Source organism: Streptomyces bacillaris, from assembly GCF_003268675.1.
Classification (GTDB): domain Bacteria; phylum Actinomycetota; class Actinomycetes; order Streptomycetales; family Streptomycetaceae; genus Streptomyces; species Streptomyces bacillaris.
In genome coordinates this window covers 3,594,915-3,611,200 of sequence record NZ_CP029378.1, presented here as the reverse complement: position 1 = coordinate 3,611,200, position 16,286 = coordinate 3,594,915, and the positions used below count along the sequence as shown (strand labels likewise).

Here is a 16,286-nt window from a genome sequence, read left to right as displayed (position 1 = left end):
CCCCTCGGGGCGTCGGCCGTCCTGACATGCTGGCCGCATGGCGACACTCGACGGAGGGCCCGCAACGGCCGACGACCTGCTGCCCCTGGCCCTCACCAACCTGGGCCACTTCACCACCTTCCGCGTCGACGCCGACGGCACGGTCCGCGGCCTCTCCCGCCACCTGGACCGCCTCGTCAGGGACTGCGCGGCCGTCTTCGGCGTACCCCTGGACACCAACCGCGTACGGGACTTCGTCCGCCGGGCCCTGGCGGAACGGGAGCTGCCCTGCGTCGTCCGCGTCACGGTCCACGACCCGGCGGTGGACCTGACCCGACCGGCGGACGCCGACACGCCCCGCGTCCTGGTCTCCGTACGCCGGGCCGGTCCCCTGCTCGCCGTACCAGCTCCGCCGCTGCGGGCCAGGAGCGTCACGTACGAGCGCGACCTCCCCCAGGTCAAGCACACCGGGCTGTTCGGCGCCCTGCACGCCCGGCGCGCGGCGCAGCTCGCCGGGTACGACGACGCCCTGTTCGTCGGCCGCGACGGGCACGTGACCGAGGGCGCCACCTGGAACGTCGGCTTCATCGACCGGGACGGCACCGTGCTGTGGCCTCGATCCGGCGTACTGCCCGGCGTGACGACGGCCCTGCTGCGCGAGCACCCGACACCGCCCGCTGAACACCGCGACGCGGACCTGACGTTGGAGGACGCCCGCGTGATGGCGGCCGCCTTCGCGACGAACGCGGGCATCGGCGTCCGCCCCCTGGCGGCCATCGACGGCACCGGGTTCGCCGCCGAACACCCGCTGCTGGACCGCCTCCGCGAGGCCTATCTGTCGATTCCCGGCGAGGCGCCGTAGCCCGGACTCAGCGGACCTCGCGGACTGCCCGGACAAGCAGGGTTCCTGTGCGCCGACTGCCCGGTGGGGGATCGACCACGGAGGCGGATACGTCCCCGCGTGCGCGGGGACCACGGCCTCACCGTGTGGGAGAGGGATGCGGCCATGGGAACATCCCCGCGTGCGCGGGGACCACGCGTACGAGGTCTTCAGCACAAGAACCGGACGGGGAACACCCCCGCGTGCGCGGGGACCACACCGCCCTCGGATTCGCCGCCATCACAGGCACGGGAACACCCCCGCGTGCGCGGGGACCACCTCCCGTCGATCGCGGCCAGGGCCCGGATCGCGGGAACACCCCCGCGTGCGCGGGGACCACAGTTCGTGACCTGCGGTTTTATGCGGCGTGAGGCTCGTTTTTGCTTACTTCTTGAGAAACGGACATATCTCCCTCGCTGTGCAGGCGGCCGTTTCCGGACTCGGGGCCTGCCCGGGGAGATTCTGCCCCTGTTGGCCGAGGTTGGCGGCTCGTTTCCCGGATAAGAGGCTGCCCAATCGATGCTGACCCGCCGTCGCCTGCCTCAGACGCTTCTGAGGAGGTTCCGGAGGTTGGCCATGCGGGCCTTGATGTCCGGTGCCTCGGTGGGTGCGGGTGACGGGTCCACGGCCCCGTTGCTGTGGGTTTCGCGGCAGGGGCGGCAGAGGCCGTCGGGGAGGGCTTCGGGGGGTCCCGGGGTGCCGCACTCCGTGCATTCGACGAGGAGGCTGCGGGCGGCGGGGGCGGTGGTGCCCGATCCGGTTTTCTCTGTGGGGAGTTGGGGTGGGGCCTTGGTCGTCAGGCGGTGGCGGAGGAAGCCCACCGGGGAGTCGATGGCCGCCGGGAGGCCTGCGGTGAGGGCGCTGGTCAGGTAATCCACGCTCACGCCTCGGGCCAGCCATTCCGTTGCCTGGGGTTCCAGGGCCGTGCAGTCGTCTGCGGAGAGGGCCAGGCGGTGGTCCGCGCGGCCCAGGTGGGCCAGGGCCAGGTAGGCGGGGGACGGACCCGTTTCGGCGGTGGAGGGGGCGAGCGGGGCCTCGGGCCTTGGGGGCGGGGTCCGTTGCTGCGGTACGGCTGTGGGTGCTGGTGCCGCCGGTGCGGGGGTGGTCGGTGTGGGGCTGGGGGCCTCGGTGGTGGCCGTTTCGGTGGCCGTGTCTGCTGCCAGGAAGGTGGTCCACCATTCGTTATCCCTCGCCGTGCGGGACCAGAAGGTGCGAAAGACCCAGCGGGTTTCCTCGCCCGCGCCGACCGGGCACCGGACGCGTCGTAAGTGGCCTGCCACGGACAGGGCCGTGAGCGCTGACGAGATGGCCTGCTGGCCGTAGAGGGGGAGTTGCTTGGCCAGTTGCTTCACGCTCATCGATGCGCCCTCGGGCAGGTGGTCGATGAACCCGGCCACGTACCGCTCGCGGATGGGAAGCAGGGCGAAGTCTGATGCTGTGCGCGGGATTTGGGCGGGTGCCACGCGCTTGCCGTAGCCCGGGTTCGCCATCGGGTACGTGGGGGAAAGCGCGGGAGGTTGCAGGGCAGAGCTAGTGTGCTGGGTAGCCACGGGATCGGCTTTCTGTTGGGTGACGATCTTGTGGTTAGACCCCGGCGTGGTGCTCTAACACCGGTCGGGGTCGTTCAGTTCTCGAACCGTAAGCAGTCGTGACCTCGCGCCGCAAGCTGCCGCGATTAGTCATACTTCCCCAGCTGTGACCTGGGTGGGGAGGTAGGGAGGTTTTCCCAAACCCCTGCTCCTACCTCCCGGTTAAGGAAGGCGCTCGGGTCTCGGGGCTCGCATCCCGACGCCCGCGGCCCGAGGCCCGAGCCTCGGGCCGGAACCCCGTACCGACGGACATGCGCTCGGTGGCTGCGGTAGCCAGCGGGACTCCGTGCGTCATCGTCGATCTGAATCGGGTGATCGTCGGGTACTTGTGCGGGTTCGCCGAGGGCACCGTGCGTCCGGGTGCCGTCCTGCCGTTGGCACTGCGGAACACCGGGTCGTGTGAGGGTTCGGGTCGCGAGCGCGGCGCCTGTTGGAGGTCCTGCGTGGCGGGAAAGCGCGGCGGGGCCGACCGTGCCCGGGGCAGGGGCGGCCCTTGCGCCGTGACGATGTGGGCGGGTGGTCAGTTGCCGGAGGCCTGGCGGCGCATCCGGGCGGCGAGCAGCAAGCCCGCGCCACCCATGAGCGCGGCGCCCGCCCCTACCGCGATCACGGGGGTGTCGCCCGCGCCGGTGGAGGCCAGCTGAGTGCCGCTGACGCTCTGCGGGGCCACGGCCGTGTTGCCAGCGCCTGTTCCCGTGTTCTCCTTGCCGTCGCTCCCGGGCCCGGAGCCGTCCTGGTCCTTCTGGCCGTCGTTCTTGTTGTCGTTCTTGTCCTGGTCCTTCTCCTGCTGGGTCTTCTCGTCCTTCTTCCTGGCCTCGTGCTGACCGGTGAGCAAGAACGCGGCACGGTCGGCGGGGGTGCCCGCCAGAGCGGCACGGCCGGCCTTGACGAGCTCGGGGCCGCCCTCGTCGATGATTTGGGCGATCTCTACGCGGTTGTCCTGGTCCCGCAGCTCGTGCTGCGTCACCTCCAGGAAATGGCGCAGTTCGGCCGGTGTCGGGGAGCCGTTCAGAAGCTTGCTGATCGCTTCGCTGAGAATGGGACCGTCCCAGCCCTCGTCGATCCGCGCGAGCTCGACCCGGTCGTCCTCGGCCTGCGCGATGTGGCGACCCTGTTCCAGGAAGGCGATGCGGTCCGCAGGGGTGCCCAAGAGCGCCTTCTTGGCGGCTTCCTTCAGCGCGGCACCGGCGGTGTTGGCCAGGCGGGCGATCTCGACCCTGTTGTCGATGTCGCGGAGCTCGTGCTGGGTGACTTCGTAGAAGTGGCGGAGGTCTGCCAAGGTCCGCCCGTCGGTCTTGAGGAAGTCCTTTACTCCCTCCTTCAGGCTGGGGCCCGCGGAGTGCAGGAGCCTCATGATGGCGATCCGGTAGTCGTCGAGACGGATGCTGTGCTGATCGGTCTCGATGAACGTGCGCATGGCCGCGGGGCCGTCGGCGATGGCCTTGTGGCCGGCTTCCTTCATGTACTCGCTGGCCATCGGGTCGGCGATGATCGCGAGGATGGTCTTGCGGTCCTGTTCCGCCTGGTCCTCGGCGGAGTCTTCCGCGGCCTCGCGGTCGGGCGCGGTCGGAGCCGGCGGGTTGGCGGTGGACGCGGCGACCTGGTTCGTGTCGGCGAACGCCGGCGACGCGAGGAGGACGGCCGGAGCCAGGGCGGTAGTCACAGCTATGGCAATTCGGGACAACTTCACAGAAAATACCCTCTGAAGGAATGGTCTTTGCATCGCAAAGACCATTCGCTGCCGCAAAAGGTTGTAAAGGGCAGACGCTTTTCTTGCATTCTGCTGCCGCAGGTGCTCACGTCGTCGGCCTGAATGTTCGGAGGTCCTCACCGATCGACGATCGGTGAGGACCTTTGGCCTTGCAGTGGAGTGCCTTCCTCGGTGCCGGCACCCGGCGGCCCCTCTGTGTCTCACCTGAGCTCCAAAGCGTGAGCCGACCGGTCCGAGGCTCGGAACCCGAGGTCCGGAGCCCGAAGCTCGTGTCCCGGGTTTCGGTGGGCGTGGTGCCGTTGCTTGCGGTGGCGTTCTATGGCTCCGGGCGGTGTTCTCTACGGTCGCGTGCATGGACCTGACCTATGCGCCCGCCGAGAGTCTGCTCAGCGCCCTGCGCGCCGGTGACGTGACCTCGGTGGAACTGACCGATGCCGCCATCTCCCGTATCGAGCGGGACGACCGGGCGATCAACGCGATATGCGTGCCGGACTTCGACCGCGCCCGCGACGCCGCCCGCGCCGCCGACCGGGCGCGCGCCCGGGGCGAGGAGCGGCCGCTGCTGGGCATCCCCGTGACGGTCAAGGAGTCGTACGACATCGCCGGGCTCGCCACGACCTGGGGGATGCCCGAGCACCGCGACCACGTACCCCCCGAGGACGCGGTGCAGGTGGCGCGGCTCAGGGCGGCGGGTGCGGTGGTGCTGGGCAAGACCAACGTGCCGCTGGGGCTGCAGGACGTGCAGAGCTTCAACGAGGTGTACGGCACCACCAACAACCCCTGGGACCACGGCCGTACGCCCGGCGGTTCCTCCGGAGGGTCGGCGGCGGCGCTGGCGTGCGGGTTCGGGGCGCTGTCCATCGGGTCCGACATCGCCGGTTCGCTGCGCACCCCCGCCCACTTCTGCGGGGTCTACGCGCACAAGCCGACGCTCGGGCTGGCGGCGAGCCGGGGCATGGTGCCGCCGACCGTGCCCGCGCTGCCGGTCGACGGGGACCTGGCGGTTGTCGGCCCGATGGCGCGCTCGGCCCGCGACCTCGGGCTGCTGCTCGACGCCATGGCCGGGCCGGACCCGCTCACGCTCGGCGTGGCGTACGGGGTGACGCTGCCGCCCGCCCGCCACGAGCGGCTCCGCGACTTCCGGGTCCTGGTCCTCGACGAGCATCCGCTCCTGCCGACCGGGGCCGCCGTGCGGGCGGGCGTCGAGCGGGTGGCGGAGGCGCTGGCCGACGGCGGCGCCCGTGTCGAGCGGCAGAGCGCGCTCCTGCCCGACCTGGCCGAAGCCGCCCTGCTGTACATGCAGTTGCTCGCCTCGGGCTCCACCGTCCACTTCCCCGTCGCGGCGTACGAGGAGGTGCGCGCCCACGCCGCCGGGCTCGGCGCGGACGACCTCAGCCTGGACGCGGCGCGGCTGCGGGGCATGGTGCTCAGCCACCGCGACTGGCTCGCGGCGAACCATCTCCGCGAGGTTCACCGCCAGGGCTGGCGACGCCTCTTCGCGGAGTTCGACGCCGTCGTCTGCCCCGTCTCGCCCACGCCCGCGTTCCCGCACGACCACTACCCCGATCCGCTGCGGCGTCGGCTGGACATCGACGGCGTCGCGTACCCGTACTTCGACCAGCTCGTCTGGGCCGGGCTGGCCACCATGCCGGGGCTGCCCGCCACCGCCGTACCGGCGGGCCGCTCCCCCGAAGGGCTACCGGTCGGGGTGCAGCTCATCGGCCCCATGTACGAGGACCGCACCCCGCTGAAGCTGGCCGAACTGCTGGAGCAGCGCATCGGCGGCTTCCGGGCACCGGTGCGGTAGGGCAGTGGGCGCTGGACGGTTGGCCTAAGGTCGCGTGCATGTCGAGGACCACTCCGCCGCGCCCGCTCGATGTCGAGGCGCTCTTCCCCGAACTGGCGGCCCACCGGGGCACCACCACCCGGCTCCACCCTCGCCCGGGCCGACCGGATGCGACGGACAGTTCCGTGGGCGGCCCGCTGCTGTGGCCGGCCGACGAACCCTGGCCCGTCTGCACCGAGCCCCACAGCCATGGGCGCGGCAGCCATACGCGCGGCCTGCGCCCGGCGGACATCCATCAGCGGCGGCAGATCCTGGCCTCCGCCTGGGCCCGTGAACCGAACCCCGGCCCTACGGACGAGGAGCGGCGGCTCCTGGAACAGCTGGGCCGGGAACACCGCCTCGACGCGGCTGCCGAGAGCGGTCCGCTACCGCTGATCGGTTTGGCCCAGCTGTACCGCAGGGACATCCCCGACCTGCCGGCCGGGCCGGGCGACTGCGATCTGCTCCAGGTGTTCTGGTGCCCCTTCGACGCGCACGGTCCGACCGGGTACGGCATGCTGCTCGACCTGTGCTGGCGCCGGTCGTGGGAGGTGGCCGACGTGATGACCGTGCCGCCTCAGCCGCAGGTCGTCGGCTACGAGGGGTACGTGCCCGAGCCGTGCGTGCTGCATCCGGAGCAGGTGGCCACCTACTCGTTCGCCGGCCTCCTCCCGGAGGACCTGCGCGCCCGGATCGACGCCTGGGAAGAGGCGCTGGAAGAGGTGCTGGAGGAGCGGGCCGGGCAGTCGTCGGACGGGGGCGACGCGACGGGGGTGGCCTATCAGTACGACCTGTCCATCCCGCCGGACTGGCGCGTGGGCGGCTTCGCCTCCTGGCACGCCACCGACCCGTACCCCATGAACTGCCGGACCTGCTCTGCCCCCATGCGCCTGCTGCTGACCGTCGACAGCTCGGAATGGGACGGCGGCAGCGGCAGTTGGAAGCCGCAGGAGGAAGGGGACGTGCCGCCGTTCCCGGCCGCCAGGCCGACCGAGGTCACCGTGGGCCGCTCGGGCGAACTCAACGTTTTCGCCTGCCCCGAGGAGCCCGGTCACCCGCACCGCTGGTGCGTTCAGTAGGCGGCTCGGCGTTGCGGTGGGTGCCCGTGCGGCGTCCATCAAAAGCCGCGCGGTCGGGCCGCCTTGCGGTCTTGCGGGTTCGCGACCTCGTGGCTTCACGGCTGAGCCGCCCGAGTGCCGCAGCCGATTCCGGGCCGCTCGTCGGGGCCCGGCGCGGAGTGACGCACATCACCATGCGCCGCGTCGTCGATGTGGCGAAACTGTGTGCACGGCCCGTGTCGTGGCCTGTGCTGTGGCCTGTGTGGAGGGTGGCGAACGCCGGATGGGACGAGGGGGCGTACCGCCCATGCCTGCGCTGCGGGCCACCGAGCTGCGTGAACACGCGGTGAGGCAGCGTGAACGCACCATCGTGGTCACAGCGTTGACCGTCTCGTCGGTCGTTGTCGTGCTGTTGGCCTTCGGGTTCTGGGCGCTCTTCCTTCACGTCTTCTCCCATCCCGTCAGCCCCGGCATCGTGGGGATGCGAATCGACGGGGATAGGGTCACTGTCAAGGCAGGCCAGTGTCCGCAGGACCGGGTGAGGCGGGTCGAGGTCTGGGACAGCGACACGGAGCGGCTCATCTGGCGCGGCGACAGGCCGTTGACCGAGGAGGGGCGGCGCGGTCTGCTCCCCCTCTGGGACGGGAAGGCCTACGGCACGACCAGCGCGGCGGCCCGGCCGTCCGAGCTGCCCAAGACGCTTGATGTGAGCATCGACCACGGCCCCGAGTACGGCGTGTCGGAGGTGTTCGACATCGCGAAGGTACGGGCCGCTGCCCTGCCCCCGGGGTCGTACTGGACCCGTGACGGCGTCAGGACGGCCGAGCAACTGGACGGGATCCCCGACTGCGGCGGCAGCAGCGGACCGTAGACAAAAAGCGTCCACCCATGGGTTGTCGGGCGGCTAGGGGTGTGGGTCAGTAGCGAAGACCGGCTGTGTTGCCATGAAGCGTGGGTACCCGTAGCGTCCGGCCCTGGGGTTGGGGCTGGGGCTGGTGTTCACCTGGTCGGAGTCTGCCCCTCGTCGGCCAGGCCGAGGTGGTCCTTGAGCGCGCGCTTGCCGGCGTCGGTGAGAGCGACGGCGCGGCTTGTGCCGATCCGAGTGATCCAGCCGGCGTCGAAGGTGTGACGACATAGGGCGGCACCGACGGCGCCGGCCAGGTGGGGGCGGCGCTCGGTCCAGTCCAGGCACGAGCGAACCGGCGGGCGCCGTGTGGCGGGCGGTAGCGCTATGCCGAGTTCAGCGAGCCAGGCGGTCCCGTCACCGGTGAGAGTCGGTCCCTGCTCCCAGTCCAGCAGCCCCCGATCGGTCATCGCCTCGGTGATCGCGACCCCGAGAGCGCCGGCGAGATGGTCGTAGCACGTGCGGGCGCGGGCCAGCGCCCGGCTGCGGTTGGCGGCGGGCAGTGAGCGGGGCGGATCGGCGCGCCGAGGTGCCATCGAGGCAAGCTTTTCGATCAGCTCGGCCGTGTCGGGGTCCGCCAGGCGGACGTAGCGATGGCGGCCCTGACGCTCCTGTGTGAGCAGTCCTCCGCCGACCAGGAGGTTCAGGTGCCCGGTCGCCGTCGAGGCGGCCACTCCGGCATGGCGCGCCAACTCGATCGCGGTCCATGCCCGGCCGTCCAGAAGGGCCAGGCAGAAGCCGGCCCGGGTGCCGTCGGCCAGCAGGGTGGCCAGGGCGGCCAGGTCAGGGCCCTCGATGCGAGCGTCTTGGCTGTTCATCGCTGTCCATTGTCCACCTGCAATCCTTCGGTGTCCGCCGAAGCGTCCGCGCTCTACGGTCGGCCCCATGAACACCGCGACGCCCAGCAGCGTGCCCACCGATCTGTCCTGCGAACACGTGACCGTCACGCCGAGCATCCTGTACTTCGGAACGCCGGTCGTGCTGCTCTCCACGGAGAACGAGGACGGCTCCTTCAACCTTGCGCCGATGTCCTCGGCCTGGGCGCTGGGCCACGTGATCGTCCTCGGCCTGGGCGTCGGGGGACAGACCGCGCACAATCTCCGCAGCCGCCGTGATCTGGTGATCAACCTCCCCGCGCCCGCGCAGTGGCCGGCGGTGGAACGATTGGCCCCGCTGACCGGGCGCACCCCGGTACCCGTGGACAAGCGTGCCTCCTTCCGTTTCGAGCCGGACAAGTTCGCCGCCGCCGGTTTGCGCCCTCAGCCCTCCGAACTGGTTCGGCCGCCCCGCGTCGCCGAATGCCCGATGCAGTTGGAAGCCCGCGTTGCCCAGGTTCGGCCCGATGCCTCCGGAGAGTTCCTCATCGTCGAAGCCCAGGTGCTCAAGGTGCACGCCGATCCGCGGATCGTCGTCACCGGTTCCCAGCACATCGACCCGGCCGCATGGAGTCCGCTGATCTACAACTTTCGCCACTACTACGGACTCGGCCCCGAACTCGGCCACAGTTTCCGCTCCCGGACAGCCTGACGAATCCAGTGGTCCACCGCGAAGAGCCATGGGATAGACGAGGAGATTGAGCACCGGCCATCATCGGTGTCCCACTCTCGGGTCGCGGCCATTCATGCGGAATAGTGCCGGTATGCGTGGTGGGGATGGGCTGTTCGAGGTCGAGCCAGTCGAGGTGGAGCCGACCGAGAAGAAGCGACCGCAGGGTCGTCCGGCGGCGGACAAGCGATTCCGGGCGTTCGACCCGAGCAACCCACCGAAGAAGAAGTGACCGGGCCGTGAGTTCGCCATCGGGCCTGCTGGAGACCCTCCGGGTGGCAGTGGCAGTGGCAGTGGTCCGTAGGCTGGGGCCGTTGGACAGTCGTCGGCTTCGGCGGCGCGTACGGAAAGCGATCTCATGGCTCTGAGAGCAGAGGCGGCGGACGAGGCCGAGCCCGTGCTTCCCCCTTCGCTGGTCATCGACCTGAACGGGGTCCGGACTCCGGAGGAGCTGCAGAGGCTCCTGCAGCGCGAGTTGTGGTTCCCCGATTTCTACGGCCGCAACTGGGACGCCTTCTGGGACGCGATCACCGGGCTGGTCGAGCTTCCGGAGGAGCTGGTTCTCACCGGATGGCCGACGTTCTCGGCCGTCCTCCCGGGCGAGGCCCGGATGCTCCGCGAGCAGCTGGACGCGTATCTCGCGGAGTACGGCAGCCGCCGCCCGGTTCCCCGCCGCATCCACTACAGGTAGCGGTAGCGGCCGACGGCCGTTCGTACGGGCCTCGATGCCGCCGCCCCCGCGTCCACTACCGCTTGCCCGTGCGCCGGGGCGACGACGCCTCGGCGCACTTCGGCGTTCCGGCCGTCGGAGGCGTGGCGGCCGAACCGTTCGGCCCCGGCGTGAGCGTGACGTACACGGCGAGCACCCCGAGGGCCACGGCGGCGACCGGGAACGCCCACGGGAGGCAGGTCACGCCGCCGCCTCCGGCCGCCCGAGCGTGAACCAGACCACCGTGCGGTCGGGGTACTGCCCGCCGCCCCTTCCCGTGCCCCACGCCAGGGCCAGGCTCTCCACGAGGGCGAGCCCGCGCCCGTTCTCCTGCTCCGGCCCCGCCCCCAGGGCCGTACCGGGCGTGCCGAACGCCTTGTCAACGTCGAGCGGTCCGCCGTCATCCGTTACGGCGACGGTGACGCGCTTCCTGTTGACGGCCACGTGGACCCGGATCTGGGGCGTACGCGTGTGGCAGTGCGCGTTGGTGACCAGCTCGGTGACGCAGAGACGGGCGTCGTGGATCAGCTTGGAGTGCCGGCTGACGCCCAGCAGCGAGGTCAGGAAGTCCCGCGCGATTCTGGGTGCGGTGGCCGTGTTGGGGAGAGTGAGGCGGTAGGCCTCGCCCCCAAGGGGGTTGGTGGGGGCGGGTGTTGGGGCTGCTGCGGTCATGTCGTCTCCCCATGCGGTCCGGTGCTGCGGACGGGTGTGTGCTTCAACGCACGGCGATGCAGCCGCACTTCGGAGATGCCGGGTGCGGTGCGGCGTCGAGCATGACCATAGCGCCAGGTCATACATGTAGTACTCAAATGGAAGACTAAGTAGCCGAATGGATTACCGTGGTGGCACCGGTCACACTGTGAGGCGACACGAGGAGGGGCCCGATGCCACCAAGGAAGGCGCCCACTGCGCGGCAGCGCCGTGTGGGTGCTGAGCTACGAAAGATGCGGCAGAGTGTGGGACTTGCTCTTGCTGAGGCCGCAGCCTTGCTCGGCGCGGAGCGCACCACCATCAGCAACACGGAGTCGGGGCGCTTCGGTGTGAGCGGCGAGCGGGTCCGTAACTGGGCGGCCGGCTATGCGTGCCCCGATGAGGCGTACGTGGAAGCGCTCGCCGCGATGGCGGAGGAGCGGGGCCGGGGCTGGTGGGAGGACTACCGCAACGACCTCACCAGCGAGACGCTGGATCTGGCCGAGCTGGAGCATCATGCGGCAGGCATCAGGGCGGTGCTGATTATGTACATGCCGGGGCTGCTCCAGACCGAGGATTACGCGCGGGCGGTGTTCGCGGAGGCGGTGCCGCGTCTGCCCGAGGCTAGGCAGCGGCGCCTGCTGTCCCATCGGCTCAAGCGCCGGGATGTTCTCGACCGGGAGAACCCACCGGAGTGCACGTTCCTCGTTCATGAAGCGGCGCTGCGGATGGTCTACGGTGACTCCAAAATTGCGCGCCGTCAGCTGGAGTATCTGCTGCGTGAGTCGGAGCGCGACAACGTCACGGTTCGGGTGGTCCCCTTCGCCGCGGGCGGATTCCCAGAGACGGGAAGCTCGACGCAGTATGTCTACGGGCCTGTTCCGCAGCTGGATACTCTGCTGACGGACACGGCCACCGGGCCTGCGTTCCTGGACGCCGAGACGCGTCTGGTGAACTATCGAGCGACGATGGATCGGGTCGAGGGGCTCTCTCTTGACCCGCGAAAGTCAAGAGACTTCATTCGTGAGGTCGCACAACAAGTGTGAGGCGTGAAGTACGTGGATATCCAGTGGCGCAAGTCGTCGAAGTCGTCGGGTGCCGAGGGCAACGCCTGCCTGGAACTTGCTGAGCACGGCGGCGAGATCCTGCTGCGCGAGAGCGACAACCCCGACGTGATCGTCCGCACGACGCGGGCCAAGCTCCGGGCGTTCCTGGGCGGCGCGAAGGAAGGCGAGTTCGACGACTTCGCCTGAGCCCTTGCGGCCTGGCAATGAGCGGTCCCCATCGGCGCAGGTGGGGGCCGCTTCTTCGTGCTGGGGTGGTGGGAGGCGGGGTTGTCGCCCGACGTCGAGTGCCTGACTCTGTCAGCGCATGTACGTGAACCTGGAGGTGTGGGCGTGGATGTTCAGTGGCGCAAGTCGTCCAAGTCGCCGGGGGTTGAAGGCAACAACTGCCTGGAACTGGCCGAGCACAACGGCGAGATCCTGCTGCGTGAGAGCGACGACCGGGCGTCGTCATCCGTACGACTCCGGCCAGGCTCCGGGCGCTTCTGGACGGCGTCAAGGCGGGCGAGTTCGACGATCTGACCTGATTCGCTGCACTTTGGTGGCGCGGCCCTCTCGCCATTCGTATCACTTGTTAAGCGGCCAAGAATCACTCGTTAGGGGTCAAACACTTGATACGTGCGCGCACGACACGCTAGCTTCCCTCATGTGCCGCCCCGTCACGTGGTGGCCAACTCCCCTGCCGACTGCGCCCGTTGGGGGAGCCGCGAACCAGGGCGCCCCCTCCCCGCAGCTCGTCACGCCGGCTGCAGGGAGGGGGCGTTCCTGGTGTCCCGTCAGGAGGCTGCGTCATGCTCGATCACGTCCCCGACCCCGCGAACTCCTCCCCGTACGCGTTCTGGTGCGAGCGGGCCACCTACGCCTCGGTAGACCTCGACGAGCCCGACTGCTTCGTGCGGTACTCCGTGGGCACACCCGAGTTGGCGATCCAGCGCATCCGGGACGAGGCGCGGGCCCTGCTCGACGGGCTGCCGGAGGGGACGCCGCGGCCGTCGCTCGGGTGGGCCGAGGGGGTGGGGCGGGTTCGGGCGCTCGGGGCGCTGTACGGGGGGCGTACCTGCGGGTTCTCCCTGCGGCACGGGGAGGGGTGGAGCGAGTGGGTCGTTCAGCCGCACCTCGCGGCGGCCGCCGACGCGGAGGCCTCGGCGGCCGTGCCGGCGGCGGAGGACGCGCCGTGCGGGGTGTGCGTGCTCTGCCGTCGCGAGGGCCGTTGAGCGCGGGGCGCCCCGGGGACTCGCCGCGTGTTCGGCTCGCCCGCGCGGACGTTCCGCGACAGGGTGGGGCCATGAGCAACGAGACACCGACCGGCACGGACAACACCCTCAAGACCGTCATCCACGTCGAGGACGTGGAACCGCACGAGGTGGCCCCCGGCATTCTGCGCCGCAAGCTGCCCGCCACCAGCTACGCCCGGGGCTGGCTGATCGACTTCGCCGCCGGTACGGAGTGGCCGGAGATCGACGAACACGACACCGAGGAGCGGTACTTCGTCCTCAGCGGCGAGGTGATCGACGGCGGTGAGCGCCATGGGCCCGGTACGTACGTGATCTTCGCGCCCGGGAGCAAGCACCGGCCGCGCACGGAGACCGGGGCCCGGATGCTCGGCATCTCGCTGATGGACGCCTGAAAAGCGCCTGGCCCCGAGGTTGCGGCTGCCGTTGCGGCAGCTTCTACCGCCCTGAACAGGGCCGGAGAGACCGGACCCGTCGAGCGCGTTCGTGAGGGAGCGGGGAGAGCGGCCATGGCCGACTGGCCGATCGCGGAGGTCGCCCGGATGTCCGGGGTGACCGCCCGGACCCTGCGGCACTACGACGAGATCGGCCTGCAGCCGCCCGCCCGGATCGGGAGCAACGGCCACCGCCGCTACGGGGAGCACCAGCTCCTGCAGCTGCAACAGATCCTCGTCCTGCGCGAGTTGGGCGTCGGGCTGCCCGAGATCGGCCGCACCCTGGCCGACCAGGTCGACCAGGTGGAGGCCCTGCGCGGGCACCACCGCAGGCTGACCGCCGAGCGGGACCGGCTCGATGTCCTGGCCGCGACCGTCTTCCGCACGATCGCCGAACTGGAGCAGTCCGGGAAGGACGGCAGAGGTATGACCACCATCAACCGACCGGAGAACCTGTTCGAGGGCATCCAGCCCTCCCAGTACGAGGACGGCCTGCGGGCCTTCCCGACGATCGCCGAGGAGGGGGCCCGGCAGGCTGCCGGGATGAGCCCGCCGAGGCGGAGGCCGGGCGGCGGGAGCGTACGGCTCAGCTCATCCGGCTGGCCGAGCTGATGGGCGCCGGGCCGGACGCGGGCTCCGACGCCGTACTCGACGAGATCGACGGCCAGTACCGGTCGCTCACCGCGCTGAGCCCCGTCTCGGCCGACGAGTTCCGCGCGATCGGGCGCTCGTGTGTGGACGACGAACAGTGGCGGGGTGCGTTCGAGGCCATCGCGCCGGGGCTGGCCGCGTACCAGTGCGCGGCCATCGAGGCGTACGTCGCGGGCAGGCTGCCGGTGGCGTAGGCGCCCGGGCCCGAGCCGATCGGCCCCCTGTCAGGCCGGTCGGCCTGGGCCGACCGCAACGGGATCATCGGCCCGGGCCGACCGCAACGGGATCATCGGCCCGGGCCGACCGCAACGGGATCGTCGGCTCAGGCGGACCGGGGCCGGGCGGGCTGACGGAGGGTCCTGCGGTGCGCCCGGTTCGTGGCCATCAGGCCGTCCAGGGCGTCCCGGGTGCGGGTCAGGTCGTCGATGTGGGCGGTGAGGCGTTCCCGTTCGCGCTCCATGCGTTCCATGGCGGCGTCGGAGGTCGCCTCGCTGGGGGCGTCCACGCAGGGCAGCAGGTCCTTGATGGTCCGGCTGGAGAGGCCCGCCGCGTAGAGCCGCTGGATGAAGACGACCCGGTCGACGTCGGTGTCCTTGAAGTGCCGCTGCCCGCTGGGGCTGCGCACGCTGGTGAGCAGGCCCTGCTCCTCGTAGTAGCGCAGGGACCGGACGCTGACGCCGCCCGCCGCCGCGAGTTCTCCGATGCGCATGCCGTCCGTCCTCTTCGCCCCGGCCCTCTTTGGGCTTGCCCCTGACATTGATGTCAGGTTTTAGCGTAACCGCAGTGCCCGGTTCGCGGGCGCCGTGGAACGAGGAGGACGGCCGGCATGACCCTGATCGAGACCCATCCCCAGGACACTTCCCGCACTCGCCCGGGCGGGCTTTTCACCGGCTACCGGCTCGGCGGGCTCACGCTCCCCAACCGGGTGGTGATGGCCCCCATGACCCGCGCCCGGGCCGCTGCCGGGGGGCTGGCGACGCCGTCGATGGCGACGTACTACGCCCAGCGGGCGACCGCCGGGCTCATCGTGAGCGAAGGGGTGCAGCCGAGCCTGGTCGGGCAGTCGAACCCGGGCACACCGGGGCTGTACACCGACGAGCAGGTCGCCTCCTGGCGGCCGGTGACCGACGCCGTGCACGCCAACGGCGGGCGGATCTTCGCGCAGATCATGCACGGCGGGCGGGTCTCGCACCCCGACACGACCGGGTTGGTGCCGGTCGGGCCGTCCGCCGTACCGGCCGCGGGGGAGGTGTTCACCCCGACCGGGCCGCAGGCCGCTCCCGTGCCCCGAGCCCTGGAGGCCGGCGAGGTGCCCGAGCATGCCCAGTCGTACGCGTCCGCCGCCCGCCGGGCCGTCGACGCCGGGTTCGACGGGGTCGAACTGCACGGCGCCAACGGCTACTTGATCTCCCAGTTCCTCTCGTCCAACGCCAACCTGCGGACGGACCGCTACGGGGGTTCCGTCGCCCACCGGGTGCGGTTCGCGGTCGAGGCGGTGGAGGCGACCATCGACGCGGTCGGTGCGGCGCGGACCGGGATCCGGCTCTCGCCGGGCGGGACGTTCTGGGGCGTCGAGGAGAAGGACGTACCGGAGCTGTACACCGTACTGCTGGGGGAGCTGGCACGGCTGGAACCGGCGTACGTGCACCTGGAGGCGACCACCGACGACGAGGTGCTGCTCGCCCTGCGCCGCGCGTGGCCCGGAACCCTGATCATGAACCCGGTACTGCCGCTGGGCCCGGCGCGGACCGGGCGGGCGGACGCGGACCGCTGGCTCGGGCTGGGGGCGGAGCTGATCAGCTTCGGGCGGTCCTTCATCGCCAACCCGGACCTGGTGGAGCGGCTGCGCGGCGGGCTGCCGCTGGAGACGGAGGACGCGGCGACGTACTACCAGGGCGGCGACGCGGGGTACGTCACCTACTCCTCGTACCGGCACGCGGGGTGAGCGACCCCGGCCCCGGCGTGTGGGGTGAGGGCGGGGGCGGGGGTGATGACGGGGTGAGGAGGGCTCTTGC

General features: G+C 70.8%; 18 protein-coding genes, 2 pseudogenes and 1 CRISPR repeat array. Of the genes and pseudogenes, 14 read left to right on the top strand and 6 right to left on the bottom strand.

The genetic code is table 11. From position 1 onward, the window contains the following. Positions 1–37 precede the first annotated feature (37 nt). Entirely contained in the window at positions 38–841 is an 804-nt protein-coding gene (locus DJ476_RS15395) for an aminotransferase class IV (RefSeq protein WP_112490783.1), read from the top strand. A gap of 85 nt (positions 842–926) precedes the next feature. Next, positions 927–1,199: a CRISPR direct-repeat array (repeat unit 29 nt; unit sequence GGGAACACCCCCGCGTGCGCGGGGACCAC). A gap of 202 nt (positions 1,200–1,401) precedes the next feature. Here the strand turns inward: DJ476_RS15395 and DJ476_RS15390 are convergent. Together DJ476_RS15390 and DJ476_RS15385 are read right to left on the bottom strand one after the other, a co-directional pair. Further along, on the bottom strand, positions 1,402–2,409 hold the full coding sequence (locus tag DJ476_RS15390) for a MarR family transcriptional regulator (RefSeq protein WP_112490782.1): 1,008 nt from the start codon (positions 2,407–2,409) through the stop codon (positions 1,402–1,404). A 559-nt stretch (positions 2,410–2,968) separates the two neighbouring features. Further along, positions 2,969–4,138 carry an ALF repeat-containing protein gene (locus DJ476_RS15385; protein ID WP_208853503.1) on the bottom strand — a complete coding sequence of 390 codons (1,170 nt, stop codon included), beginning with the start codon at positions 4,136–4,138 and terminating at the stop codon, positions 2,969–2,971. A 373-nt stretch (positions 4,139–4,511) separates the two neighbouring features. Here DJ476_RS15385 and DJ476_RS15380 point away from each other — a divergent pair, with 373 nt between their 5' ends. From DJ476_RS15380 to DJ476_RS15370, 3 genes are all read left to right on the top strand, one after another. Beyond that, positions 4,512–5,966: an amidase gene (locus DJ476_RS15380; protein WP_112490780.1), complete on the top strand. Its 1,455-nt coding sequence runs from the start codon at positions 4,512–4,514 to the stop codon at positions 5,964–5,966. 38 nt (positions 5,967–6,004) lie between these two features. Then, positions 6,005–7,063: a hypothetical protein gene (locus DJ476_RS15375; RefSeq protein WP_112490779.1), complete on the top strand. Its 1,059-nt coding sequence runs from the start codon at positions 6,005–6,007 to the stop codon at positions 7,061–7,063. Positions 7,064–7,349: 286 nt separating this feature from the next. Further along, positions 7,350–7,913, top strand: a complete 564-nt coding sequence (locus DJ476_RS15370) for a hypothetical protein (protein ID WP_112490778.1) — start codon at positions 7,350–7,352, stop codon at positions 7,911–7,913. A 128-nt stretch (positions 7,914–8,041) separates the two neighbouring features. Here the strand turns inward: DJ476_RS15370 and DJ476_RS15365 are convergent, their stop codons facing one another. Continuing rightward, on the bottom strand, positions 8,042–8,764 hold the full coding sequence (locus tag DJ476_RS15365) for a helix-turn-helix domain-containing protein (RefSeq protein WP_103420661.1): 723 nt from the start codon (positions 8,762–8,764) through the stop codon (positions 8,042–8,044). A gap of 67 nt (positions 8,765–8,831) precedes the next feature. Here DJ476_RS15365 and DJ476_RS15360 point away from each other — a divergent pair, with 67 nt between their 5' ends. The 3 genes from DJ476_RS15360 to DJ476_RS15355 all read left to right on the top strand — a co-directional run bounded on the left by DJ476_RS15360 (position 8,832) and on the right by DJ476_RS15355 (position 10,182). Continuing rightward, positions 8,832–9,473 (top strand): flavin reductase, encoded by a 642-nt coding sequence (locus DJ476_RS15360; RefSeq protein WP_112490777.1) that lies wholly within the window; start codon positions 8,832–8,834, stop codon positions 9,471–9,473. Positions 9,474–9,585: 112 nt separating this feature from the next. Further along, the gene (locus DJ476_RS34485; RefSeq protein ID WP_162638702.1) at positions 9,586–9,723 is read left to right on the top strand and encodes a hypothetical protein; all 138 of its coding nucleotides are present in this window, start codon (positions 9,586–9,588) and stop codon (positions 9,721–9,723) included. 126 nt (positions 9,724–9,849) lie between these two features. Beyond that, positions 9,850–10,182: a barstar family protein gene (locus DJ476_RS15355; RefSeq protein WP_112490776.1), complete on the top strand. Its 333-nt coding sequence runs from the start codon at positions 9,850–9,852 to the stop codon at positions 10,180–10,182. A 55-nt stretch (positions 10,183–10,237) separates the two neighbouring features. Here the strand turns inward: DJ476_RS15355 and DJ476_RS34480 are convergent, their stop codons facing one another. Continuing rightward, complete coding sequence (locus DJ476_RS34480; protein ID WP_162638700.1) at positions 10,238–10,405, bottom strand: hypothetical protein; 168 nt, start codon at positions 10,403–10,405, stop codon at positions 10,238–10,240. Continuing rightward, complete coding sequence (locus DJ476_RS15350; protein ID WP_112490775.1) at positions 10,402–10,872, bottom strand: ATP-binding protein; 471 nt, start codon at positions 10,870–10,872, stop codon at positions 10,402–10,404. The genes DJ476_RS34480 and DJ476_RS15350 overlap by 4 nt, the downstream gene beginning before the upstream one ends. Positions 10,873–11,084: 212 nt before the next feature. Between DJ476_RS15350 and DJ476_RS15345 the strand changes: the two genes are divergently transcribed. The 6 genes and pseudogenes from DJ476_RS15345 to DJ476_RS15320 all read left to right on the top strand — a co-directional run bounded on the left by DJ476_RS15345 (position 11,085) and on the right by DJ476_RS15320 (position 14,465). Continuing rightward, entirely contained in the window at positions 11,085–11,936 is an 852-nt protein-coding gene (locus DJ476_RS15345; RefSeq protein ID WP_112490774.1) for a DUF5753 domain-containing protein, read from the top strand. Positions 11,937–11,948: 12 nt separating this feature from the next. Next, on the top strand, positions 11,949–12,143 hold the full coding sequence (locus DJ476_RS15340) for a DUF397 domain-containing protein (protein WP_112492525.1): 195 nt from the start codon (positions 11,949–11,951) through the stop codon (positions 12,141–12,143). A gap of 144 nt (positions 12,144–12,287) precedes the next feature. Then, positions 12,288–12,481 (top strand): annotated as a pseudogene (locus DJ476_RS15335) (DUF397 domain-containing protein). A 264-nt stretch (positions 12,482–12,745) separates the two neighbouring features. After that, positions 12,746–13,168 (top strand): hypothetical protein, encoded by a 423-nt coding sequence (locus tag DJ476_RS15330; RefSeq protein ID WP_167480380.1) that lies wholly within the window; start codon positions 12,746–12,748, stop codon positions 13,166–13,168. Between the two features lie 71 nt (positions 13,169–13,239). Next, the gene (locus tag DJ476_RS15325; RefSeq protein WP_019764153.1) at positions 13,240–13,581 is read left to right on the top strand and encodes a cupin domain-containing protein; all 342 of its coding nucleotides are present in this window, start codon (positions 13,240–13,242) and stop codon (positions 13,579–13,581) included. A 114-nt stretch (positions 13,582–13,695) separates the two neighbouring features. Then, positions 13,696–14,465 (top strand): annotated as a pseudogene (locus DJ476_RS15320) (MerR family transcriptional regulator). A gap of 128 nt (positions 14,466–14,593) precedes the next feature. Here DJ476_RS15320 and DJ476_RS15315 read toward each other — a convergent pair. After that, entirely contained in the window at positions 14,594–14,980 is a 387-nt protein-coding gene (locus DJ476_RS15315; protein ID WP_103420675.1) for a MerR family transcriptional regulator, read from the bottom strand. 117 nt (positions 14,981–15,097) lie between these two features. Between DJ476_RS15315 and DJ476_RS15310 the strand changes: the two genes are divergently transcribed. Beyond that, positions 15,098–16,216: an alkene reductase gene (locus DJ476_RS15310; protein WP_112490773.1), complete on the top strand. Its 1,119-nt coding sequence runs from the start codon at positions 15,098–15,100 to the stop codon at positions 16,214–16,216. The last annotated feature ends 70 nt before the right edge of the window (positions 16,217–16,286 follow it).

Excerpts from the sequence above, each read along its gene's own strand:
- DJ476_RS15375 (WP_112490779.1), top strand. The coding sequence starts at position 6,005 with ATGTCGAGGACCACTCCGCCGCGCCCGCTCGATGTCGAGGCGCTCTTC.
- DJ476_RS34485 (WP_162638702.1), top strand. The coding sequence starts at position 9,586 with ATGCGTGGTGGGGATGGGCTGTTCGAGGTCGAGCCAGTCGAGGTGGAG.
- DJ476_RS15350 (WP_112490775.1), bottom strand. The coding sequence starts at position 10,872 with ATGACCGCAGCAGCCCCAACACCCGCCCCCACCAACCCCCTTGGGGGC.
- DJ476_RS15365 (WP_103420661.1), bottom strand. The coding sequence starts at position 8,764 with ATGAACAGCCAAGACGCTCGCATCGAGGGCCCTGACCTGGCCGCCCTG.
- DJ476_RS15360 (WP_112490777.1), top strand. The coding sequence starts at position 8,832 with ATGAACACCGCGACGCCCAGCAGCGTGCCCACCGATCTGTCCTGCGAA.
- DJ476_RS15355 (WP_112490776.1), top strand. The coding sequence starts at position 9,850 with ATGGCTCTGAGAGCAGAGGCGGCGGACGAGGCCGAGCCCGTGCTTCCC.
- DJ476_RS15370 (WP_112490778.1), top strand. The coding sequence starts at position 7,350 with ATGCCTGCGCTGCGGGCCACCGAGCTGCGTGAACACGCGGTGAGGCAG.
- DJ476_RS15315 (WP_103420675.1), bottom strand. The coding sequence starts at position 14,980 with ATGCGCATCGGAGAACTCGCGGCGGCGGGCGGCGTCAGCGTCCGGTCC.
- DJ476_RS15310 (WP_112490773.1), top strand. The coding sequence starts at position 15,098 with ATGACCCTGATCGAGACCCATCCCCAGGACACTTCCCGCACTCGCCCG.
- DJ476_RS15325 (WP_019764153.1), top strand. The coding sequence starts at position 13,240 with ATGAGCAACGAGACACCGACCGGCACGGACAACACCCTCAAGACCGTC.
- DJ476_RS15345 (WP_112490774.1), top strand. The coding sequence starts at position 11,085 with ATGCCACCAAGGAAGGCGCCCACTGCGCGGCAGCGCCGTGTGGGTGCT.
- DJ476_RS15395 (WP_112490783.1), top strand. The coding sequence starts at position 38 with ATGGCGACACTCGACGGAGGGCCCGCAACGGCCGACGACCTGCTGCCC.
- DJ476_RS15330 (WP_167480380.1), top strand. The coding sequence starts at position 12,746 with ATGCTCGATCACGTCCCCGACCCCGCGAACTCCTCCCCGTACGCGTTC.
- DJ476_RS15380 (WP_112490780.1), top strand. The coding sequence starts at position 4,512 with ATGGACCTGACCTATGCGCCCGCCGAGAGTCTGCTCAGCGCCCTGCGC.